At 46.9% G+C, this 21,538-nt stretch carries 15 protein-coding genes; 2 read left to right on the top strand and 13 right to left on the bottom strand.

The window, feature by feature from the left end; translation table 11 throughout:
• The first annotated feature begins 38 nt into the window (after positions 1-38).
• The gene (gene fabA, locus BUQ98_RS04440) at positions 39-554 is read left to right on the top strand and encodes a bifunctional 3-hydroxydecanoyl-ACP dehydratase/trans-2-decenoyl-ACP isomerase (RefSeq protein WP_074212678.1); all 516 of its coding nucleotides are present in this window, start codon (positions 39-41) and stop codon (positions 552-554) included.
• A gap of 235 nt (positions 555-789) precedes the next feature.
• On the opposite strand, the gene rmf is transcribed toward fabA, so the two are convergent.
• The 9 genes from rmf to pepN all read right to left on the bottom strand — a co-directional run bounded on the left by rmf (position 790) and on the right by pepN (position 15,802).
• A complete protein-coding gene (gene rmf / locus BUQ98_RS04435) occupies positions 790-960 on the bottom strand; it encodes a ribosome modulation factor (protein ID WP_074213579.1) in 171 nt (56 codons plus the stop codon).
• A gap of 182 nt (positions 961-1,142) precedes the next feature.
• Positions 1,143-3,068 (bottom strand): ATP-binding cassette ATPase Uup, encoded by a 1,926-nt coding sequence (locus BUQ98_RS04430; RefSeq protein WP_074212677.1) that lies wholly within the window; start codon positions 3,066-3,068, stop codon positions 1,143-1,145.
• Complete coding sequence (locus BUQ98_RS04425; RefSeq protein WP_074212676.1) at positions 3,055-3,309, bottom strand: glutaredoxin family protein; 255 nt, start codon at positions 3,307-3,309, stop codon at positions 3,055-3,057. Before BUQ98_RS04425 ends, BUQ98_RS04430 begins: the two co-directional genes overlap by 14 nt.
• Complete coding sequence (gene rlmKL, locus BUQ98_RS04420) at positions 3,306-5,435, bottom strand: bifunctional 23S rRNA (guanine(2069)-N(7))-methyltransferase RlmK/23S rRNA (guanine(2445)-N(2))-methyltransferase RlmL (RefSeq protein WP_074212675.1); 2,130 nt, start codon at positions 5,433-5,435, stop codon at positions 3,306-3,308. The genes BUQ98_RS04425 and rlmKL overlap by 4 nt, the downstream gene beginning before the upstream one ends.
• 653 nt (positions 5,436-6,088) lie before the next feature.
• Positions 6,089-6,643, bottom strand: coding sequence for a cell division protein ZapC (locus BUQ98_RS04415; protein ID WP_074212674.1), 555 nt, complete (start codon positions 6,641-6,643; stop codon positions 6,089-6,091).
• A gap of 139 nt (positions 6,644-6,782) precedes the next feature.
• Positions 6,783-7,796 carry a quinone-dependent dihydroorotate dehydrogenase gene (gene pyrD / locus BUQ98_RS04410; RefSeq protein WP_074212673.1) on the bottom strand — a complete coding sequence of 338 codons (1,014 nt, stop codon included), beginning with the start codon at positions 7,794-7,796 and terminating at the stop codon, positions 6,783-6,785.
• A gap of 65 nt (positions 7,797-7,861) precedes the next feature.
• A complete protein-coding gene (locus BUQ98_RS04405; RefSeq protein WP_074212672.1) occupies positions 7,862-12,682 on the bottom strand; it encodes an NAD-glutamate dehydrogenase in 4,821 nt (1,606 codons plus the stop codon).
• A 203-nt stretch (positions 12,683-12,885) separates the two neighbouring features.
• Positions 12,886-13,104, bottom strand: coding sequence for a DUF2835 domain-containing protein (locus BUQ98_RS04400; RefSeq protein WP_074212671.1), 219 nt, complete (start codon positions 13,102-13,104; stop codon positions 12,886-12,888).
• Positions 13,105-13,192: 88 nt separating this feature from the next.
• Positions 13,193-15,802, bottom strand: a complete 2,610-nt coding sequence (gene pepN, locus BUQ98_RS04395) for an aminopeptidase N (protein ID WP_074212670.1) — start codon at positions 15,800-15,802, stop codon at positions 13,193-13,195.
• Between the two features lie 363 nt (positions 15,803-16,165).
• Here pepN and pncB point away from each other — a divergent pair, with 363 nt between their 5' ends.
• The gene (gene pncB, locus BUQ98_RS04390) at positions 16,166-17,338 is read left to right on the top strand and encodes a nicotinate phosphoribosyltransferase (protein ID WP_074212669.1); all 1,173 of its coding nucleotides are present in this window, start codon (positions 16,166-16,168) and stop codon (positions 17,336-17,338) included.
• A gap of 98 nt (positions 17,339-17,436) precedes the next feature.
• On the opposite strand, the gene BUQ98_RS04385 is transcribed toward pncB, so the two are convergent.
• The 4 genes from BUQ98_RS04385 to BUQ98_RS04370 form a co-directional block, all read right to left on the bottom strand.
• Complete coding sequence (locus BUQ98_RS04385; protein ID WP_074212668.1) at positions 17,437-18,093, bottom strand: hypothetical protein; 657 nt, start codon at positions 18,091-18,093, stop codon at positions 17,437-17,439.
• Between the two features lie 118 nt (positions 18,094-18,211).
• Positions 18,212-20,230, bottom strand: coding sequence for a carboxy terminal-processing peptidase (prc, locus tag BUQ98_RS04380; protein ID WP_074212667.1), 2,019 nt, complete (start codon positions 20,228-20,230; stop codon positions 18,212-18,214).
• A 17-nt stretch (positions 20,231-20,247) separates the two neighbouring features.
• Positions 20,248-20,904 carry an RNA chaperone ProQ gene (gene proQ, locus BUQ98_RS04375; RefSeq protein ID WP_074212666.1) on the bottom strand — a complete coding sequence of 219 codons (657 nt, stop codon included), beginning with the start codon at positions 20,902-20,904 and terminating at the stop codon, positions 20,248-20,250.
• 114 nt (positions 20,905-21,018) lie between these two features.
• A complete protein-coding gene (locus tag BUQ98_RS04370) occupies positions 21,019-21,477 on the bottom strand; it encodes a GAF domain-containing protein (RefSeq protein WP_074212665.1) in 459 nt (152 codons plus the stop codon).
• Positions 21,478-21,538: the final 61 nt, after the last annotated feature.

Genomic DNA, 21,538 nt, shown 5'->3' with positions numbered 1-21,538 from the left:
AACCTGCTCGCAATTGAATAAGGAGCAGTTTAGATATAATGAAACGCCAAAATTCCTATAATCGCGACGATTTACTTGCATCTAGCCAAGGTGAACTCTTTGGCCCGGGACGTCCACAGCTTCCAGCACCGAACATGCTGATGATGGATCGCATCACCCATATTGCCGATCAAGGTGGCGACTTTGATAAAGGTGTAATTATCGCTGAGTTGGATATTAATCCCGATCTATGGTTTTTCGACTGCCACTTTCCTGGTGACCCCGTAATGCCTGGCTGTCTTGGCCTGGATGCGATGTGGCAATTAGTTGGCTTTTTCTTAGGCTGGGTTGGCGGCGAAGGCAAAGGTCGTGCCCTCGGCGTCGGTGAAGTGAAATTTACAGGTCAAGTATTACCAACAGCTAAACGTGTTCGCTATGAAATTCATATGAAGCGTGTCATTAACCGTAAGCTTGTAATGGGTGTCGGTGATGGCCATGTTTACGTTGATGATAAAGAAATTTACGTTGCTAAAGATCTGAAAGTGGGTCTATTTCAAGACACATCTGCATTCTAGCTTCCCTCGACAAAACCGGCGATCTTTCCTCGCCGGTTTTATTTTTCCCACCAGAAAAAATCACTTCACCCCTCTTCCTACATTAATTGACTTTAGATGACAGTTAGCTAGGAGTTCAATACTCATTGATAGGTAGATTGTTTTATTTGCACTCATATATAAAGTTATAGTGCATTAGGGGTTATTAAAAAAAGGCCTTATCGATATAATAAGGCCGAAACACTGTGGAAATGGATTACTTCATCATCTCTGATTTACTGGTTCTGCCTTCGCGCCATCCGCCAAGCCAGTAGCTTCTTGCATCCGTTTGTTGGTAAGGACATAGTTCAGACGATCGACCGTTTATTCCTGCTTGAAAGCCTTTAGACTGTGCGCGTTCCAAACGATCTCGCTTCTGTCTTTTCATAGAGTCGCCCTCTTTTCCATCTTGTTCAATGCTAATATTGCCATTCGCAAAGATGCTCCCGTCCATGACGTTTTTATGAAGCATCTTCTACAGCTTCGGCTATGATTATTTTTTAAGCAAGCAATATCGAGCAACAGCTAAACAAAATGTGAGTCAAACCCACTCATGAAGTGACAAGATCACTACCCCTCTTGTTGCATCGCCTCTAATTCTTCCCAGCGTTCAAAGGCTTGCTCAAGTTCTTGTTCAACATCGGCTAATCTATCCAGTTTAGGTTGCGTAACATCCTGACTTTTTGAGAAAAAATCAGGATCGCTCATCTCTGACTGCAATGATTCAACTTCGCTTTCTAGCGCTTCAAGCCGCGCGGGCAGGCCTTCTAGCTCTCGCTGCAACTTATACGATAACTTCCGTGGCTTACTTTTCGGTTTTGCCGTCTTTTGTTCCGTATCGGTATGGCCATTGTTTGATTTTGAATGGGGTTTCTCATTTGCCGTGATCGCTTTCAGGTATTGATCACGTTGCTGCTGCGCATCGTGATAACCGCCAACAAACTTATTGATCGTACCATCACCTTCAAAAATCCAACTATGTGTCACCGTATTATCAACAAAGTGGCGATCATGACTTACCAATAACAATGTCCCTTGGAACTGGGAGAGCAAATCTTCTAATAGCTCAAGCGTTTCAATATCTAGATCGTTGGTTGGCTCATCAAGCACCAATAAGTTTGCTGGCTTAAGAAACAACTTAGCGAGTAGTAACCGGTTTTTTTCACCGCCGGATAACGCTTTTACAGGGGTTTGTGCGCGACGAGGATGGAATAAGAAATCTTGTAAATAGCCCATTACATGTCGTTTACGCCCCCCTACTTCCACTTCCGTTTTCCCACCCGCAAGGTTATCAATCACGGTTTTCTCAGGATCTAGCTTCTCTCGATATTGGTCAAAATAGGCAACATCAAGCTTAGTCCCCACATGTAGATAACCACTGTCCGGCGTCAATGTCTCTAACATTAACTTTAACAGTGTACTCTTGCCGCAACCGTTCGGGCCGATAAGTGCAATACGGTCGCCACGCATCACGGTAAAGCTAAATGGTTTGATTAACGGTGTATCTTGGTAAGTGAATGCAATGTTTTCCGCTTCAAATACAATTTTTCCGGAACGAGCTGCATCATCCAGTTGCAGGTTAGCGTTACCCTGTAACTCAACACGGCTCTTACGTTCTTGCCGTAAGGCTTTAAGTGCGCGAACACGCCCCTCGTTACGGGTACGGCGTGCTTTAATCCCTTGGCGAATCCATGATTCTTCCTGAGCCAGTTTTTTATCAAATTCGGCGTTTTGTTCTGCCTCAACGCGTAGCGCTTCTTCCTTACCGTCTAAGTAAGCCTGATAGTTACCTGGCCAGGATGTCAGCTTACCGCGATCTAAATCTACAATTCGTGTTGCCATTGCACCAATAAAGGCGCGGTCATGCGAGATAAAGACAATTGCACCTCTGAAGTCTTTCAAGAACTGCTCTAACCATAGAATAGTAGAGACGTCGAGATGGTTGGTTGGCTCATCAAGCAGCAATACGTCTGGCTCACAGACCAATGCACGTGCTAGCGCGGCTTTACGCTGCCAGCCACCGGATAAAGCATTTAGTGCCGTATCCCCGTCAAGACCCAGCGCACCTAATACCACCATAATCTGGTTATCAAAGCGCCAAGCATCCGCGTGATCAAGGGCTTCTTGTACATTGGCTAGCTCTGCAATGTTTCGATCACTCGGATCGGTTTCGATCTTGGCGATCAATTGATGGTACTGCTTGAGCTTATCGCCTGCCTCTGCGAGTCCTTCCGCAACATAGTCAAAGACAGAACCGTCGCTATCCCGAGGAGGATCTTGTTCAAGCCGAGAGACTTTCAGCTCCGACTGGCTTTGAATACTGCCATCATCGAGTTGTACTTGGCCATCAAGTACCTTCATTAAGGTGGACTTGCCGGCTCCGTTACGTCCAACCAAACAGACGCGCTCGCCTGGCTGGAGAATAAAGTCCGTTTTATCCAATAATGGATTGTCGCCATACGCCAGCTGAGCGGCGGTAATTTTAATTAATGCCATGTTGCGTTAACCAAGTTTGTAATTGTGTGTGATCAAACGGCCAGCCTAATTCTGCGCTAACGTTTCCGGTTTGACTGCGTATAGCAATCACAGGAATAGTGACGCCGTAACGCTCAAACAGCATATCGTCAAAGGCAATATCTTGGGTCTCAAGTGGCGTTTGATAACCGAGTGATTGATAGAGCGACCAAGCTTGCTCACAAAGATGGCACCCTTCAGTGCTAAACAACACTAACGTCATGACGTCACACCTTGGTGACGAATAATCCAGCAATTATGAATGTGTGGATTACGGGCAAAGTCTTCTGGAATCGAGCGTTTGCTAATGTTTTCAGCTTGGAGGCCAGCCGCCGCCAAACCGTCAAGATCCATTTTGAAATGTCGCTTGTTGTTGGAGAATATAATTTCTCCCTCAGGACGTAGCAGTGCTTTCAATGCGAGTAGAACATCAAGATGATCACGCTGAACATCAAAGGTTGTCTGCATCCGTTTCGAGTTTGAGAATGTAGGAGGATCCACAAAGATCAAATCAAACTTCTGATTGGATTGCTGCATCCATTGTAAGCAATCTGCATGTTCAAATTGGTGTTGGCGCCCAACAATGCCATTGAGCTTCATATTGCGCTCAGCCCATGCTAAATAGGTTTTAGACATATCAACGGTCGTCGTCGATCGTGCGCCACCTACCGCAGCATGAACAGAAGCACTCCCTGTGTAGGCAAACAGGTTGAGCACATCTTTCCCTGACGCTTTTTCTCCGATAAGGCGACGCGTATAGCGATGATCCAGGAACAAGCCGGTATCTAGGTAATCGTAGAGGTTAACCTCAAGTGCGACGCCGTATTCATCAATCGTCATTGTACGGGCAGCCCCCGCCAATTTTTGATACTGATTATTGCCTTTTTGTTTCTCGCGGGTTTTGAGTACCACTTTATTGGCATCGACACCCGTTACCGCTATTGATGCGCGAACCATATCTAACAAGCGGCGACGTGCTTTCTCTGGTTCAATCGTCTTAGGTGCGGCATATTCTTGGATCACTAAAAAGTCACGATAACGATCAATCGCTGCTTTATAATCAGGCAGATCCGCATCGTAGAGTCGATAGCACTCTATCCCTTCTTTTTTCGCCCACTTATCAAGTTTGCTCATATTCTTGCGCAGGCGATTAGCAAAGTCTGGAGCAACATCGACGGTTGGACTATCGCTGGTCGCCTTCTCGCCCCGTGCAGTGATGGCATAGGTTTTCATCACACAATCGAGCGCACCATTTTGCAACTTAAATTTATCGTCAGCGCGCATCCGTAAACAACTGAGCAACTCTTCTGAGCCGGAATATAAAGAAACCGTGTTCCCTGCAAAGGATTGCTTAAGGTGGTCACCTAATTGAGTGTACAACGCGATAAGACCTGGCGTCGTACCTAGACGCTCGCCATAAGGAGGGTTAGACACAATATGACCCCCAGTGAACCCTTCTGGAGGTGTGATGTGAGTAGCATCCGCTACATCAAGCTGAATCAGATCGCCGACACCGGCGCGTCGGGCGTTTGCACGCGCCGTTTCGACCATACGCGCATCGTTATCGACTCCGTAAAACCGAGTCTGACATTGGCTGACTCCCCGTTTTGCTTTGACGCTGGCTTCTGCCTTAATCGCTTTAAAGGCTTCGCTATCAAAGCCAAGCAACGATTCAAACCCCCATCGTTTACGCTTCAATCCAGGGGCGACTTTCGCTGCCATCATCGCCGCTTCTATTACCAGTGTTCCTGACCCACACATAATGTCCATCATGGGCTGGTCTGCCTGCCAACCACTGCGTGCGACAAGGGCCGCTGCATGCGTCTCACGTAATGGTGCCGCCCCAGCTTGGGTACGATAACCACGCTGGTGCAAACCGCTACCCACCATATCAATGCCAAGTAACCCTTGGTCTTTCGATAATCGCATATGAATGCGTAAATCTGGCTGCTCACGATCAATGCTTGGACGCGGTAAATTTGCTTTTTCAAATTTATCGACAATGGCATCTTTGACTTTCAACGCACCATATTGGCTATTACGAATTTCACGGTTAGTACCGTTAAAATCAACAGCAATACGCTGGCTAGAGTGAAAATAGTCAGGCCAATTAATCGCCGTAGCGCCAAGGTATAGATCCATATCATCACGCACCGCGAATTCACCTAGCACGAGGACAAAGCGGGATGCAATCCGACTCCACAGACAGCATTGATACAGTGTCGGATCATCGGCTTTAAATTTTACACCGGCATGGACTTGCTTGAGGTTTGATACGCCAAGCTGCTCAAGCTCCTGAGCCAACAGATGCTCGAGGCCTCGAGCGGTTATTGCGAGATAGTGTTTCATTAAGTCTCTACACCCTCTGGGCGTGGTTGTCGTGATGGCCGCGATTATACATCAATCTTGCGTCACTCGTTGACCCTAGGCGTAACAATCTCCGTTGAATGGTGAATAAACCACCGCCTTTCTGTTTCCATCAAGAATCAATCCCTCAGACACACTGTTTCCCCCAGGAATCTCATCACCCCAAAACGGCTCACCATTTGTTTCCACAAAGAAACGGACTCACCTCAAGCCTTTTCCATAGGGATACTTTGTTCTAAAAACCATTAAGTGGTAAGTATTCACTTGGGATATCACCACCGTAAATACTGACCGTATAGAAATAAAACCACACCATTGATTCCTATTAATCACCAATAAAAAACCACCAATCTGGTCTATTCCAGAAGAGTTATATAAAGAGATGCTTGGGGTTAAAATGGGAAAAACATGGCAGGGATTGGTGGTTTCAGGGTGTGAATATCAGCAGAAATGCTGAAAATGAGTCATTTTTAGTGGATGATTTTCAGCCTAAATATGAATGCAGATCACAGGTTTTATGCTCATCTGTTTGGTATAAGAAACATTGAACGTCTAAAAATGTGGGAATGAACAGAAAGTCAGGGACGTGAATTTGGTTTGAGTATGAAAAAGATTGTGGGCTAAGTGATAACCACTCAGCCCACTAACGCAAAGCGACCTTTTTGGCTATTTGTTTGAGGTATCGGTTGCGATAGCCGGTCGTTCATTACTTTTATCGCACCACAAAACGCCATCTTTTTATTTGCGCTCAGCTCAAAATCAGCCTCTCGTGCAAGCATGCAAAGCGAGGCCGAGCCGGCGTTTTCTATGATGATAAATGGCGCCCTATCTCCTGTTTGGCTGGTGAGCTCGACGATTTGCCCCCATTCGGGTGCAGCAATCGTTTCTTGTTGCGTCTCAAAAAACCAGCTCTTCGGTAGAATAGGTTTGTGGAAGCGATAAGCTGCCACTGCGTTCAAACCAAGTTCGGCCTGTCGAGGGCCGGAAAGCGAAAGGCACGACAGAGGCTCTGCCATGCGCTGAAAAAGCGATGCGTCCTCAACTGAAAATGGGGATGCTGAGAACGCATCAGGGATGAGATGTTTGGCATTAATCGCCACGCGAAAAACCATGTCATCACCTAAATCTAGCATTAGTGATGTCGACGCATCATCGAAATACCATCTCCATGCATTATTAGGTTTTAACATACTTCAGCTCCCGCGGTGACTCACTAACTGGGGTGTGTGGCGATGTCATGATTGCCATTGCCTGAAGTGTAATGGGCTGAGGATAAAAAAAAAGGGGAAGAAACCTCCCCCTTTTATGCCCTAAAACTTTATTTTTTCGTTAAACATGTCTCACGATCTGTTTGACGAGCCCTGGCCCTTGGTAGATGAGTCCTGAGTATATCTGAACAAGATCGGCGCCCGCTTCCAACTTTTCACGTGCCGCTGTCACTGAATCAATCCCCCCTACGCCAATAATGGGCATCGCGCCATGGAGTGCATGATGAAGTTGACGGATCACTTCCGTGCTTTTCAGTTGAACCGGACGACCACTTAGCCCACCCGATTCACGATAATGTGGCATACCATCGACCAACGAACGATCAAGCGTCGTATTTGTCGCAATCACACCATCAATTTGTTGTCTAACTAAGGTATCAGCTACTTGCTGAATTTCATCTTCACTCAAATCAGGCGCTATCTTTACCGCGAGAGGAACATATTTGCCATGCATGTCTGCGAGCAGTGTTTGTTCAGCTTTCAACGCCTTTAATAGTTCGTCCAGCATATCGCCATACTGCAGGCTACGTAGCCCTGGGGTATTAGGCGATGAAATATTCACGGCAATATAATCGGCATGCTGATATACCTTTTGCATACAGGCAATATAATCATCAGTGCCCTGCTCAATAGGCGTATCTTTATTCTTGCCAATATTGATACCGAGAATACCATGAAAGTTTTTCGCCTTTTTAACATTCTCAACGAGCGCATCCACCCCCTGGTTATTAAAGCCCATCCGATTGATAATGCCTTCGGCGGCCTTAACACGAAAGAGCCGAGGTTTGTCGTTGCCTGGCTGAGAACGTGGGGTGACCGTGCCTACTTCAACAAAACCGAACCCCATGGCACCAAACGCTTCTATGCATTCACCATTTTTATCTAGCCCTGCGGCTAATCCAACAGGATTATTAAAATTCAGTCCCATCACCGTTACAGGACGAGGAGGAAGGTGCTGAGAGTAAAAGAAACGAAGTGGTGTGTGATGAAAACGGGAGAGCGTGTTGATCGTTAAATCGTGTGCTTTTTCTGGATCTAACTGAAAAATGGCCGGTCTGGCGAGGCGGTAAAGCATGATCCCTCCTAATAAAAAGCCCCGTAATAAACGGGGCTAGATTATTACGTCATTAGCGTCGTAATTCAATTCAAATTTAACAACGACAACTCACGCAGTGCGACGGAGAACTTGGCAAACTCATGCACAGTGCCAACTTTGAACTCATCAACAATACTCTGCCAGCGACCTAAGATCACAACATGGTCATCCATCCACTGGGCTAACCCTGTTTCAGCATTCTGGCCAGGATCCATTTCTGAGACAATCCGCGCGGTCAATAAACGTTGTTGCCAGTCAAGATCTTCACGGAACGATGCACGTGCTAGCGCTTGCCAGTGATTATCGACGGGTTGATTATTGATTTGCTTTAAGAACCAGTGCAATGACAGGCTGTCACCAAGCACATAGTACAAGCGCGCCACCAGATCGAAAGGTTTATCAAGCTGTTCAGATACTTGTGCGAGATCTAAACCAGAGAATACACTGGTCAAACGACACACTTTATTCGCTACCGCGTCTGAGACACCTGATTGGCGTAGCTTATTCGCTTGCTCATCATGTTCTTTAATCTCACTTTCTACCAAGTATTGATCTAAATGCTCGACCAAGTTCTGCAACGCAGGACGATAAAAGGCCACTTGCGCCTCAATGCTTTCTCCTTTGCGTTTATTACGTAGCATCCAGCGTGTCGCACGACGTAACATCCGACGGCAACGGAACAAAATATCGTATTGGACGGTTGCACTCACCTGGTTATCCAGTGTCCGCACATCCTCAAACAATTGTTCAAAGCCAAACACATCTCGTGCTATCGCATAAGACTTAGCAATGTCACTGACACTGGCCCCGGTTTCATCTTGCATACGCGTCACAAAATTAAAGCCCATGTCATTCGACATTTGATTGGCGAGCGCGGTTGCGATGATCTCTCCACGTAATGGATGCGATTCCATCTCTTGACGATAGTGACGCTGTAACTCTTTGGGGAAATAACTCGGGAGTAACTGTCCAAAGTGAGCATCCTGAGTCACTTCATCAACAACCAGCTGTTCTTTGAGCACCATTTTTCCGTAAGCCACCAGCACCGCGATTTCAGGACGAGTTAATCCAGTGCCTCGTAAATTACGCTCAGACAAGGTTTCATCATCGGGAAGATATTCGAGTGCACGATCTAATTTACCCTCTTTTTCTAAATAATGAATAAACCGGATCTGTTCCTTTAACAAGGCTGCTTGCTGGTTATGGGTCACTGAGATCGATTCACTCTGACAATAAGCGTCTTCAAGCACGATGTCCGACACTTCGTCTTCCATCCGCTCCAACAGCTCATTGCGCTTCTTCATGGTCAGATCGCCAGCAGCGACTAAGCCATTGAGCAAGATCTTGATGTTTACCTCATTATCGGAACAATCGACCCCACCGACATTATCAATAAAGTCCGTGTTGACTCGGCCACCTTTGAGCGCATACTCGATTCGCCCTAGCTGTGTCATGCCTAAATTACCGCCCTCACCAATAATGCGAGCGCCAATTTCATTGCCATTAACACGTAAACCATCATTAGCACGATCCCCGACAGAGGTATGCGTTTCGTCAGACGATTTCACATAAGTCCCGATGCCACCGTTCCAGAGGAGATCCACTTTCGCCTTTAAAATCTGTTTAATCAGATCGTTAGGCGCCATCGATTGTTTACGCGTACCGAGTAGTTTTTGGATTTCTGGCGTTAAGGTAATTGACTTCGCACGACGAGAGAAGACTCCCCCGCCTTTAGCGATCAATTTGCTGTCATAGTCTTCCCACGTAGAACGAGGTAGATTAAAGAGACGTTGACGCTCTTTCCAGCTTTTCTCTGCATCTGGATCTGGGTCAATAAAGATGTGCATGTGGTTAAATGCGGCCACTAAGCGAATATGCTTAGATAGCAGCATGCCGTTGCCAAATACGTCGCCCCCCATATCGCCAATACCCACACAGGTGAAGTCAGTGGTTTGGCAATCAATATCCACTTCACGAAAGTGGCGTTTAACGGACTCCCATCCCCCCGCAGCGGTGATCCCCATTTTTTTGTGGTCATAGCCATTAGAACCACCCGAGGCAAAGGCATCGCCTAACCAGAAGTTGTATTGTGCTGAGACACTGTTCGCCAGATCGGAGAAGGTAGCGGTACCCTTGTCCGCGGCGACCACCAAGTAAGCATCGTCTTCATCGTGACGTACCACGTGTTGCGGCGGGGTCAGTGTCCCCTCAACAATGTTATCGGTAATATCGAGCAGCCCTTGAATAAAGAGACGGTAGCAGCGCTTGCCTTCTGCAAAAATAGCATCCCGACCTGACAATTGATACTGACGCTTACAGACAAACCCACCTTTGGCTCCAACCGGAACAATCACCGTGTTTTTTACCTGCTGCGCTTTAACCAGGCCAAGCACCTCCGTTCGGAAATCTTCTTGACGATCTGACCAACGCAGTCCACCACGCGCGACTTTTCCGCCACGTAAGTGGACCCCTTCAACATCTGGCGAATAAACAAAGATTTCGAATGCCGGAACCGGTTTGGGCATATCTGGAATATCAGACGCTTGCAGTTTTAATGACAAGTAAGGCTTGTCTTGATCGTTATCCGGATCTTTTTGGAAGAAGTTAGTTCGCGTAGTCGCAAGAATGATTTCCATATAACGGCGGATGATTCGGTCATCATCTAAGCTCTCGACATTATCCAGCGCTTCTTCAATGTCGTTAATGATGGCATCTTGTGCACGTTGAGTCCGCTTGCCCGCAGGATCGAAACGCGTATTAAAGAGCGTGATCAAGACACCCGCTAAATGCGGATGCGAGGCCAGCGTCTCTTCGATATATGTTTGGCTAAACGGGAAGCCAATTTGGCGCATATAGCGGGCGTAAGCACGTAATATAGTAACTTCTCTCCCCGAAAGACCCGCGTTCAGTACCAGCCGATTAAAGCCATCACTATCAAGGCGGCCATGCCAAATATCAGCAAAAGCATGTTGAAAGCGATCACGTGCATTCCCAAGATCAAACGCAGTGCCTGCGCTATGCAACATTGAGAAATCGAGGATCCAGTAAACATCACCTTGACTCGTTTCTACTTCATACGGTGACTCGCCAATCACTCTTAGCCCGAGATTTTCCAGCATAGGCATGACATCAGACAGATGAATGGGCTCACCTTTTTGGAACAATTTTAGGCTAATGGCATTCGATTGGTGGCTAACCTCTTGTGGGCGATATAACAGCATATCTAGCTTGTTATCATCACTGAGCCCTTCGAGTCGCTCAATATCAGCCACGGCAGATCCTGGTAACATGGCTTCTTTGTACGAACGAGGAAATGCACGCAAATAACGCTTGGCAATAGGCGTCCCTCGGTTTTCACCAAAGTTTGCAATCACCGCTTCTTGCAGACGATCATCCCATGAGGATGCGGCTTCAGTCAGGTTATGTTCGATTTTTTTCACATCAATATCGAAGTTGTTATTCTCAACTCGGACAATGTAGTGCGTACGCGCAAGCGGGCTTTCCGAGAAGAAAGTGGTAAATTCAACCGTCTTATCTGAACCAAAGTATTGCTGCAGAATACGCTGGGTTTGACGACGGAACTCGGTGTTATAGCGTTCTCGAGTGATGTATACCATGCACGAGAAAAAGCGCCCAAACGGATCGCGACGAACAAACACGCGCAGCATGTCACGATCTTGCATCTGCACCACGCCCATTCCAACATCACGCATTTCTTCTTCTGTGGCTTGGAACAGTTCATCACGTGGATAGTTTTCTAAAATATTCGCCAGAGCTTTCCATGAGTGAGACTCACGGTAAAAACCACTGTTATCCAAAATACGACGCACTTTGTTACGCAGTACCGGGATGCTTGCAGTCGATTGGTTATACGCCGACGAGGCATACAGCCCTGTAAAACGGTGCTCACCAATCACATTGCCCTGCGCATCAAACTTTTTGATCCCTATGTAATCCACATAAGCAGGACGATGCACACGGGATTTTGCGTTACTTTTGGTCAGCACTAACAGCTCTTTTTTTAGCGCTTCAGCGCGGGCTGATTCTGGCATTTCTGACAAACGTAATACAGTCGGTGACTTGTGTTTCTTCGCTAAGCCGAGCGCATCGCAATCACTGTTTGCTCTCAGCTCGTAATCCCCTTCGACGGGGACCAAGTCAAAGCACTTGTAGCCCATAAAGGTAAAGTTGTTGTCTGTGATCCAGCTAAGAAATTCAATGGCTTCCTGGCGACGCTCATCGTCAATCGGTAACTGGGTGTCTTTCAGCGATGCCACCAGCTCAAGCATTTGCTCACGCATCGGTTTCCAATCGTTAACGACCATTACGACATCGGTCAGCGTTTCAGACAGCTCAGCCTCTAGATCCGCCATCTCAGAGTCATTCGACATCTTGTCGATTTCAATATGGAAGGTACTTTGGAACTGGCCATTTTCACCGCCAATTTCCACCATAGCACCTTGGTCGTTTTTCTGTGCTTTGATGGGGCTATTAAGCATGAGGTGTGTGGTGATCCCCAAGCGATTAAGGGCCATGCGAACAGAATCCACGAGGAAAGGAGCATCTGGCGCTAAGATCTCGACAATCGTATGGGTCGACTGCCATCCATTACCACTCAGGCTAGGATTAAAGACTTTAACAAACACTTTATCTTGTTCAAATGTGTTGAGATGGTGCCATAAACTCATTACCGCACCGTAGAGATCTGACTCATTGCGTTCCTGCAAATCATCATCAGAAATTTGACCCAATATCCTTTTGGCTAACGCATCGACAAGTGGTTGTTGAGTATCATCAAGCTTATCTGCAATCAGTTGATAAACTTTCTCAAGTAACACAGGTACTATAGGGTCACGCGAGGTCATTCTGGAGCTCCGTTGTCCTTTTAGAACATTATCGTTGTGAGTATTCAGAGGTAAACATTACGTTAACAAACGTACTGCCTAGTGTAAGGCTTGGCTCATAAAAACGTTATAGGTAAACGGCTGGATTTACGCGAATTTCGCCAGAATGTGACTGGTGTGGCTATTTAATCGATGAATGGGCGAAGCACATTGCCTATAAGCAACTAGGCAACCCGCATTAAAGATTGGAATCGATGGTGGGTATCTGTGGTGAGTTTAAAACGCCCTCTTATCCCTAGCTGAGAAAGAAAAGGCCGAAAGCGAGATGCCGGGATCTGAAGACGAAGCCCTTGGTCAGTCATGACCACAACGTTGGCAGCCGCACCACTGTAATAGTGCTGATATTCGGAATAAGCGATATAAACGCTAAAAAAGTACTCCATGGCCAACTTACACCCGCTAAAAAAGCCGCCCAACCAGGACGGCTTGATCCATTTACTTGATAGCGTTGATCTTACCCCAGATTATGGGTTACTGCTCAAGTGTTTTCTCCACTTTTTCATACAAATCGTTGGCCAAGTTATCCATATCTGCCAACTCTTGCAGCACGTGACGCATTTGTTGCTGGCGATCCTGATCGTAGTACGCCAGCTTCAACATAGGGTCGATCAAACGCGATGCCACTTGCGGGTTCGATTGGTTTAACGTCACCAAGATCTCTTTTAAGAAGCGATAACCCGCACCATCTACAGCGTGAAAACGTGCAGGGTTTCGGTTACAAAAGGCACCAATCAAACTGCGTATCCGGTTCGGGTTCTTTAACGTAAAGGCCGGGTGTGACATCTGTGCTTTTACTTCCTCTAGCGCATTATCAGCCGGATTCGCCCCTTGCAGCATAAACCACTTATCCATCACCAAGCCGTCATGCTCCCACTTATCACTGAAGTCTTTCATAAGTGGCTCACGACATGGTAACTGTGCCGTGTTTGCGGCATTCAGTGCAGCCATAGTGTCGGTCATGTTATTAGCCTCATGATAATGCCGTTCAACATGAGTGTTACCATTTTCAGTATGGGCCAAATAACTCAAACACGCATTTCGCAGCGCGCGCTCACCGATAGCTTTATGAGTGATTTGATAATCAGGTTGAGCATATCGACGATACACAGTTTCACACTCATCCTTCATATGATCGGCAAACTGCTGTTTAAACGCCGACATGACTTGATGAATCGCGTCCACGTCGACGGTCTCAAACCAGCCCGCCACTTCGGTTTCAGAGGGCAAGTTTAGTATTTCAGCAATCAGTGCCGGATCGGTATTGTCACTGAGTAGTACACCACGAAATGCGTCAATCACCGGCAAGGGGACATCAATGGGCTGTTCGTTTTGTACCCGTGCGACGTTCGCTTTAATATGCTTGGCCAGTAGACTCTGGCCTGCATCCCAACGGGCAAAGTCGTTACGCGCGTGTTGCAGTAAAAAGGCCAGTTCATCGTCTTGATAATCATACTCAAGCTTCACAGGCGCAGAAAACTCGCGTAACAGTGATAAGACGGGCTGCTCATCAACCCCATCAAAGATGTAGGTTTGTTCTGCTTCCGTCACTGCCAATACATTCGACACGGGCTTTTCGTGACGCTGTAACTCAATAACACTGCCGTCATGGCGATACATTTCGATATCAAGTGGAATATAAAGCGGCGCTTTCTCTTCCTGATCAGCGGTCGCAGGAGTGTGTTGCGCCACATGGAGCGCAAGTTGCTTAGTGGCCGCATCATACGTAGAAGACACTGTCAGCACGGGCGTGCCTGATTGGCTGTACCAGCGGCGGAATTGAGTCAAATCGATATCCGACGCATCTTCCATCGCTTGCACAAAATCATCACATGTCGAGGCGGTGCCATCATGACGCTCAAGGTAAAGCGTCACGCCTTTCTGGAAAACCGACTCCCCAAGAATAGTGTGCATCATGCGAATCACTTCACTGCCCTTTTCATACACAGTCAGGGTGTAAAAGTTATTCATCTCAATCACTTTTTCTGGGCGGATCGGATGCGACATCGGGCTGGCGTCTTCAGCAAATTGTGGGCCGCGCATGATGCGCGCATTGCTGATCCGGTTAACTGAACGTGACCCTAAGTCAGAAGAAAATTCTTGATCACGGAATACCGTCAAGCCCTCTTTGAGACTAAGCTGAAACCAATCACGACATGTCACACGGTTCCCGGTCCAGTTATGGAAGTACTCATGCCCAATCACCGCCTCAATACCAAGATAATCGGTGTCAGTCGCAGTGTCAGAGTTGGCCAGTACATATTTGGAGTTAAAGATATTGAGACCTTTATTCTCCATGGCACCCATATTGAAAAAGTCGACGGCAACGATCATATAAATATCCAGATCGTATTCCAGGCCGAAACGGGTTTCGTCCCATTTCATCGCATTTTTAAGCGATACCATTGCATGATCGGCACGATCTAAGTTGCCTTTATCAACAAAGATTTCTAACGCCACATCGCGACCTGAGCGCGTTACAAAGGTATCACGCAATACATCAAAGTCACCGCCCACTAAGGCAAACAAATAGCTCGGCTTGGCATAAGGGTCATGCCACTCGACCCAATGACGGCCTTCACCAAGCTCGCCTGAGGCAATTTTATTCCCATTGCTGAGCAAGTATGGATACTGTGCTTTATCGGCAATTACCTTCGTCGTGAAACGTGCGAGTACATCAGGACGGTCAAGATAATAGGTGATTCGGCGGAATCCTTCCGCTTCACACTGGGTACAATACGCCCCCCCAGAAATATATAAGCCTTCTAGTGCCGTGTTGTTTTCCGGATCTAGTTGCGTTTGAATGGTCAAGGTAAACGCGGCAGGCACATCACGGATAATTAATTTACCCGGTTCTTCACTATATGCAGTCCAAGGGTCACCATTAATATCGAGGCGTACCAAGGTAAGGTCATCGCCATCTAAAACCAGTTCCGTCGCTTGCTCATTCAGACGCTTTACCTGGCTTACTGCGGTGACAAGGGTATTGTTCGGATCAAGATTAAACTCAAGATTAATGTCCGTGATGGTAAAATCCGGTGCTCGGTAATCATTACGGTATTTGGCGGTGGGTTGTTGAGACATGTTATTTCCTTTTTATCGGGTGTACCTCAGCCAACAAACTGTATTCATTCGTCCAAGGGACGATTTGCATGCCATACCATACCGCGGCTTAGCAAAGATGACTATAGGTTTAACATTTTGTTATCAAATGTTTGCGTTTACATTCAACAAACTGCCACCGATTGGTTAGCCAGCCCCAAGTCAATCATTAAAAACGTCGTCTGGCTGTTTTCAAAGCATACCGTGGTGGTTAAATACGCGGCATAATGTCAACGAAGCCTGCCAATCCATTCTGAAATATAATGTGACGACGGTTAAATTTTACGAAAATTACGGTACTATGACGCCAATTTCGTTTTGTAACCCGTAAGGCGTTCTTCACGCATGCACAATCCGATCATCACATCGCTTTTAGATACTGATGCTTATAAGATCAATATGCAGCAGGCGGTATTTCATCATTATTCAGACGTTCACGTCACGGCGGACTTTTATTGTCGTAGCGATGAAAATCTCTCGTACCTTCGCGAACAGATCATTGAGCAGATCACTCATATGGGCACTCTCCGTTTTCAAGCGGATGAGCTTGACTATCTCGCGTCGTTAGATCTTTATCAAGCTGATTTTCTCTCCTATCTTTCGCACTTCCAGCTCAACCCTGAACACGTGACGGTATCAGAGGATGAAGGGCAACTCGCAATCCATATTGCTGGGCCATGGCGCGAAGTGATCCTCTGGGAAGTTCCCTTACTTGCCATTATTTGTGAGCTGCGAAACCAAGCTTGCTACCCGCAACATACTGTGGATGATGCCTTAGCCCGTCTCGATGAAAAGCTCGCTCATTTACCTGCAGACGGTTATGCGGACGGATTTCATTTAGTTGATTTTGGTACTCGCCGGCGTTTCTCTCGTGACGTGCACCAAGCGATAGTCACACGTTTAGAGGCCGTATATCCTCCGTTGAAAGGGACCTCTAATTGTTGGTTAGCAAAACAATTGGGGCTCATACCTGTGGGAACACAAGCACATGAATGGTTCCAAGCACACCAGCAACTTGCTGGAGATCTTGCAGACTCACAACAGCTGGCATTAACGATGTGGCTAAAGGAATACCCTAATAACCTTGGGGTGGCCTTAACTGACTGCATCAATATGGATGCCTTTTTACATGATTTTAATGCATCGCTATCGCACGCATTTACGGGGCTACGCCACGATAGCGGCGATCCGATTACCTGGGGCGAGAAAGCCATTGCGCATTATCGCCACCACCATATTGATCCTAAAGAAAAAACACTGGTATTTTCCGATAGCTTAACATTGGCTAAGGCGATTCATATCTATCAACACTTTGCCGATAAAGCCCGTACCTCGTTTGGGATCGGTACACAATTGACCTGCGATTTACCTAATGTAAAAACCTTAAATGTGGTCATTAAGTTAACCAGTTGTCAGGGGAAGCCAGTAGCAAAGATATCCGATGAACCAAACAAAGCGATTTGTAAAGACGAAGCGCATCTATCAGCACTTAAAGCGGCCTTTAACCTGTCACAGTAAGCCCGCTTTTTTGGGCAAGAGTCACGCTTGAGTCATATGGCTGATAGACCCAATCGCGATTCAGTAAAAAGCCCGTTTTATGGCGGGCTTTTTACTGTCTATTCATTTCTTTGCCTCTGCAATACCGCTTCCATCCCAAACACATCATTGGTTAAACGTAGGGTATCGGAGGCTAATTGATATTGTGATGAATGGCGCCCCTCTTTATAAATCAACATCAAGTTCCCTCCTTCAACGAGGTAGACACCTCGATGCGTCACCGAGCGACCATTATCGCCACGAACCTGCATTGCAAATAAGAAATCAGGCCGAAGTTTAAGAGAGACACCGTTTACGTCTTCGCTCACATCTTCACCTTCAATACTGTTTGAACGCCATAAACCGCTGAGATCGTCCGGAAGCAGCTTGGTAAATATCGCATCTTGCAGTTGTAGCTGATAATGATTCAATTGATACGCATGCACCTGATCAGAGCCATTATCATTATACAGCCGCAATACTTGCTGATTCACCGCGAATCGACCTGCCGCGGTTTCCAATTGACCATCACGACGTAGCATGTCGATACGGAACTCATAGTGAGAATTGAATGAAAGGTTAATCGCCTTATATGGATGGCTGGGTGTGGCATCAGTTTCTTCACTAAACCAATACCATTGGCCCAAAAGCAAAGGGACATCAAAGCGCGCTAAGTCCTCGCTATGCACTGGTAGTACAACAAGTATGGTGAGTATGATCCCAAAGAAGCAACGCATACTTTCCCTCACTGATGGTGATACCCTACCAATAAGGTTAGACCTAGATCTCATTTTCAGTTACAAAAAAGCCTAGGCAAAAACCTAGGCTTCAATCTCAGCACATCATATTAGCCAGTTAATTCAGCTCATCACGTGATGCCATCAGGCTGGCGAGATCTAGCGTGATACTGGCCGCTTCATCCAAGTAAGCATCCGGCTCTTCATAATCTTTAGGCACGTCGTCTAATGACTTAAAGGTTGGTTCTCCCATGGCTTCTTGACGCACATTTAAGCGCGCCAAACGATCCTCATCTTCATCGTCCATTTGTTTACGGCGCACTGTTTCATTCAAAGAAAGGGTGTTTTCATCCTTTTCTTTCTGATAGCGGTCAATATCTTGACGAATGAAACCAAACTCGCGATCGTCTGCAATCCTTGCCTTATGACGTTGACCTAAGGTCTCGATCAGCGGTGCTGGCAAAGAACGCGGCTGAAAATCCGCTTTGGCAATGCGATCCCATGGTAGCGCATTGTCTTCCATACTCTCACCCGTTTCGTCAGGCGAGACAGGGGATGGAAAAGCAATGTCGGGCACAACCCCTTTATTCTGGGTACTCCCGCCACTGATCCGATAGAATTTTTGGATAGTGTACTGGACGTAGCCTAATGGCTTATCGAACAAATCATAAATATGGTTAAGCGAGCGATGCTGTTGCACTGTCCCTTTACCAAACGATTGTTCACCTATCACTACGGCACGGTTATAGTCTTGCATCGCTGCCGCGAAAATTTCAGATGCCGAGGCGCTATAACGATTGATTAATACCGTCATCGGGCCATCGTAATAGCGTTTCCCATCGCTATCATTGTTGACCTTGACACGCCCATAACTGTCTCGCACTTGCACGATCGGGCCTTCATCGATAAACAAACCACTCAACGCGGTTGCCTCACTCAATGCCCCTCCACCGTTATTTCGCAAATCGACCACAATGCCACTGACGCCCTTTGCCTTAAGGCTTGCGAGCTCTTTTTTGGTGTCGTCCGCGAGACCAACATAAAAACCGGGAACAGTCAGTACACCAATGGTATCTTCGTCTCGCTTAATCACGTCTGATTTCACCGCCCGATCTTCAAGGCGGATCTTATCGCGAGTGAGCGTGACGTTGTAACTTTTAGCGTTCGCCCCCTCAGGCAATATTTTCAGTTGGACGTTACTCCCTTTCGGGCCCTTGATCAGCTCCACGACATCATCTAGGCGCCAGCCAATCACATCAACGATAGCTTCGTCTTCTTGGCCGACCCCGATGATACGATCACCCGGTGAAAGCTGTTTGGACTTGGAGGCCGGCCCACCAGCCACCAACGAGCGGATCACGGTATACTCGTTTTTGACCTGTAAGACCGCTCCAATCCCCTCCAATGACAAATTCATTTCCGATTGGAACTGTTCGGCATTGCGTGGGGATAAATAACTGGTATGCGGATCAATCTGACGCGCAAACGCGTTCATGTAAACTTGGAATACATCTTCGCTGTGGCTTTGAGTCAGGCGTTTGAGTGCGCTGTTATAACGCTTGCCGAGCGTTTCTCGGATCTCATCGTCTTCTTTGCCCGTCAGGCGTAAGTTCAAGGCGTCATTTTTTACCCGCTTATCCCAAATGGCATCCAACTCTGCTTGATTCTCGGCCCATGGTTGCTCGGTACGATCAAGCACCATGCTCTCATCACGGGAGAAATCGAAAGGCTTATCCAATACGTTCAGTGCATACTGATAACGTTCAAAACGCTTTTTCAGCACCCGGTTATAGATCGTATAAGCAGCGTCTGTCTCGCCAGACTTCAGTTGATCGTCCAAGCGCGTTTTCCAACGTGACAAAGTATCAACATCGTCTTGGGTCAAAAAGACACGGTTATAATCTAACGTTTCAATATAGCGTTCAAAAATAGCCGCTGAAAACGCATCGTCGAGTGAAAATTGCTTATAGTGGGACCGAGTAAAGCGTGAGGTTACTCGCTTGGAAGCGGTTTTGTGTTGAGGTTCAGCAGAGAGCGAGGGCAACTCACTGAGTTGAAAATCGGCTTCTACGGCCTGGGCAGACGCTGCCAGCATTAAGCTGACAGCGATAGCCGAAACGCGGCGTCGACAAAACATGCGTCGAGGTATCTCCTTTAGGCGCTGAGGTGCTCCGCTTTTACTAACATGGTTAGACCGTTAGTCAGGCGAACACGCACCTCATCCTTGTTAATTTCAACAATGGTCGCAGGTAGGTTACCGTTGCCCATGTTCACATTTACATCTTTCCCTACGACAACGTCGTTGGCGCTGAGTTCGCGACGAGGCTCACTCTCTTTCTTAGTCATTTTAGCTGGCTTTGGTTTACTTGTACGGCCTTTCACTGATTGAGCAGCCGCCTTTTTACCTTTTGCCTCGGCTTTACCGCCGTTTTTCGCCTGACCTTCTGCCTTCTTTGCTTGTTGCTGTTTACGACGTTCAGCCGCACGCGCTTTGCTTTCTGACAGTGTCTTTGCAGCGTGGTCGATATGTTCTTGCTCAAGCTCGCCGCACGCGTTGCCGTCAAGATCGACGCGTGACGCCCCTGGTTTCACGCTGTGCAGATAACGCCAGGAAGACGTGTACTGACGAAGCGCGGCGCGCAATTGAGTTTTGCTTACCTTGGGATCACCCTCAAGACGTGTCGCAAGATCTTGAAAAATACCAATTTTTAATGGCTTGGCTTCGCCTTCAACAGTAAAACATTCAGGGAAACGTTCAGCAATGTAGGCAATGACTTCTTTGCTGTTCGCGAGCTTTTCAGTATTTTCCATGTTTTTTCCTGGCCTGCTGCAGCAAACTACAGCAGCGTATCTACGTGTATTTAAGTATGAAAGTGGTGCGTATTATAGATACCTGATATTAAAAAACTACCAAGATTGGCGAAATCATAGGTGTTTTTGCATTTCTTTGACCAATATAGCCAGTCCGTGTTCATCATCTTGGTCAAATCGACCGATACTTGGGCTATCTATATCTAGCACCGCGTGTCGCTGCCCATTCACTCTGACCGGAATAACAATCTCAGCATTACTGGCCGCGTCACAGGCGATATGTCCTTCAAAAGCATGAACATCTTCTACTCGCATCACCATATCTTGCTGGTATGCCGCGCCACATACCCCTTTGTCAAAAGGGATCCGAACACAAGCGGGTTGACCTTGAAACGGGCCAAGTACTAACTCTGAACCATCATCAAGATAAAACCCAACCCAGTTGATATCGTCAAGTTGACTGTTCAACAATGCGCTTACATTGGCCAGTTTTGCGATAAGATTGGGTTCACCCTCACATAAAGCAACCGCTTGTTGCGTTAATAAGCGATAAAAATCAGCTTTGTTTTCCATAAATCACTGCACCTCAAACACTAAGAGCATTACAATAGAAAGAATCCAAAGACTTTTCAAT

Source organism: Salinivibrio sp. ES.052 (assembly GCF_900141775.1).
GTDB lineage: Bacteria > Pseudomonadota > Gammaproteobacteria > Enterobacterales > Vibrionaceae > Salinivibrio.
The sequence above is the reverse complement of the archived record's forward strand: the minus strand, read 5'-3'. Positions and strand labels throughout refer to the sequence as shown.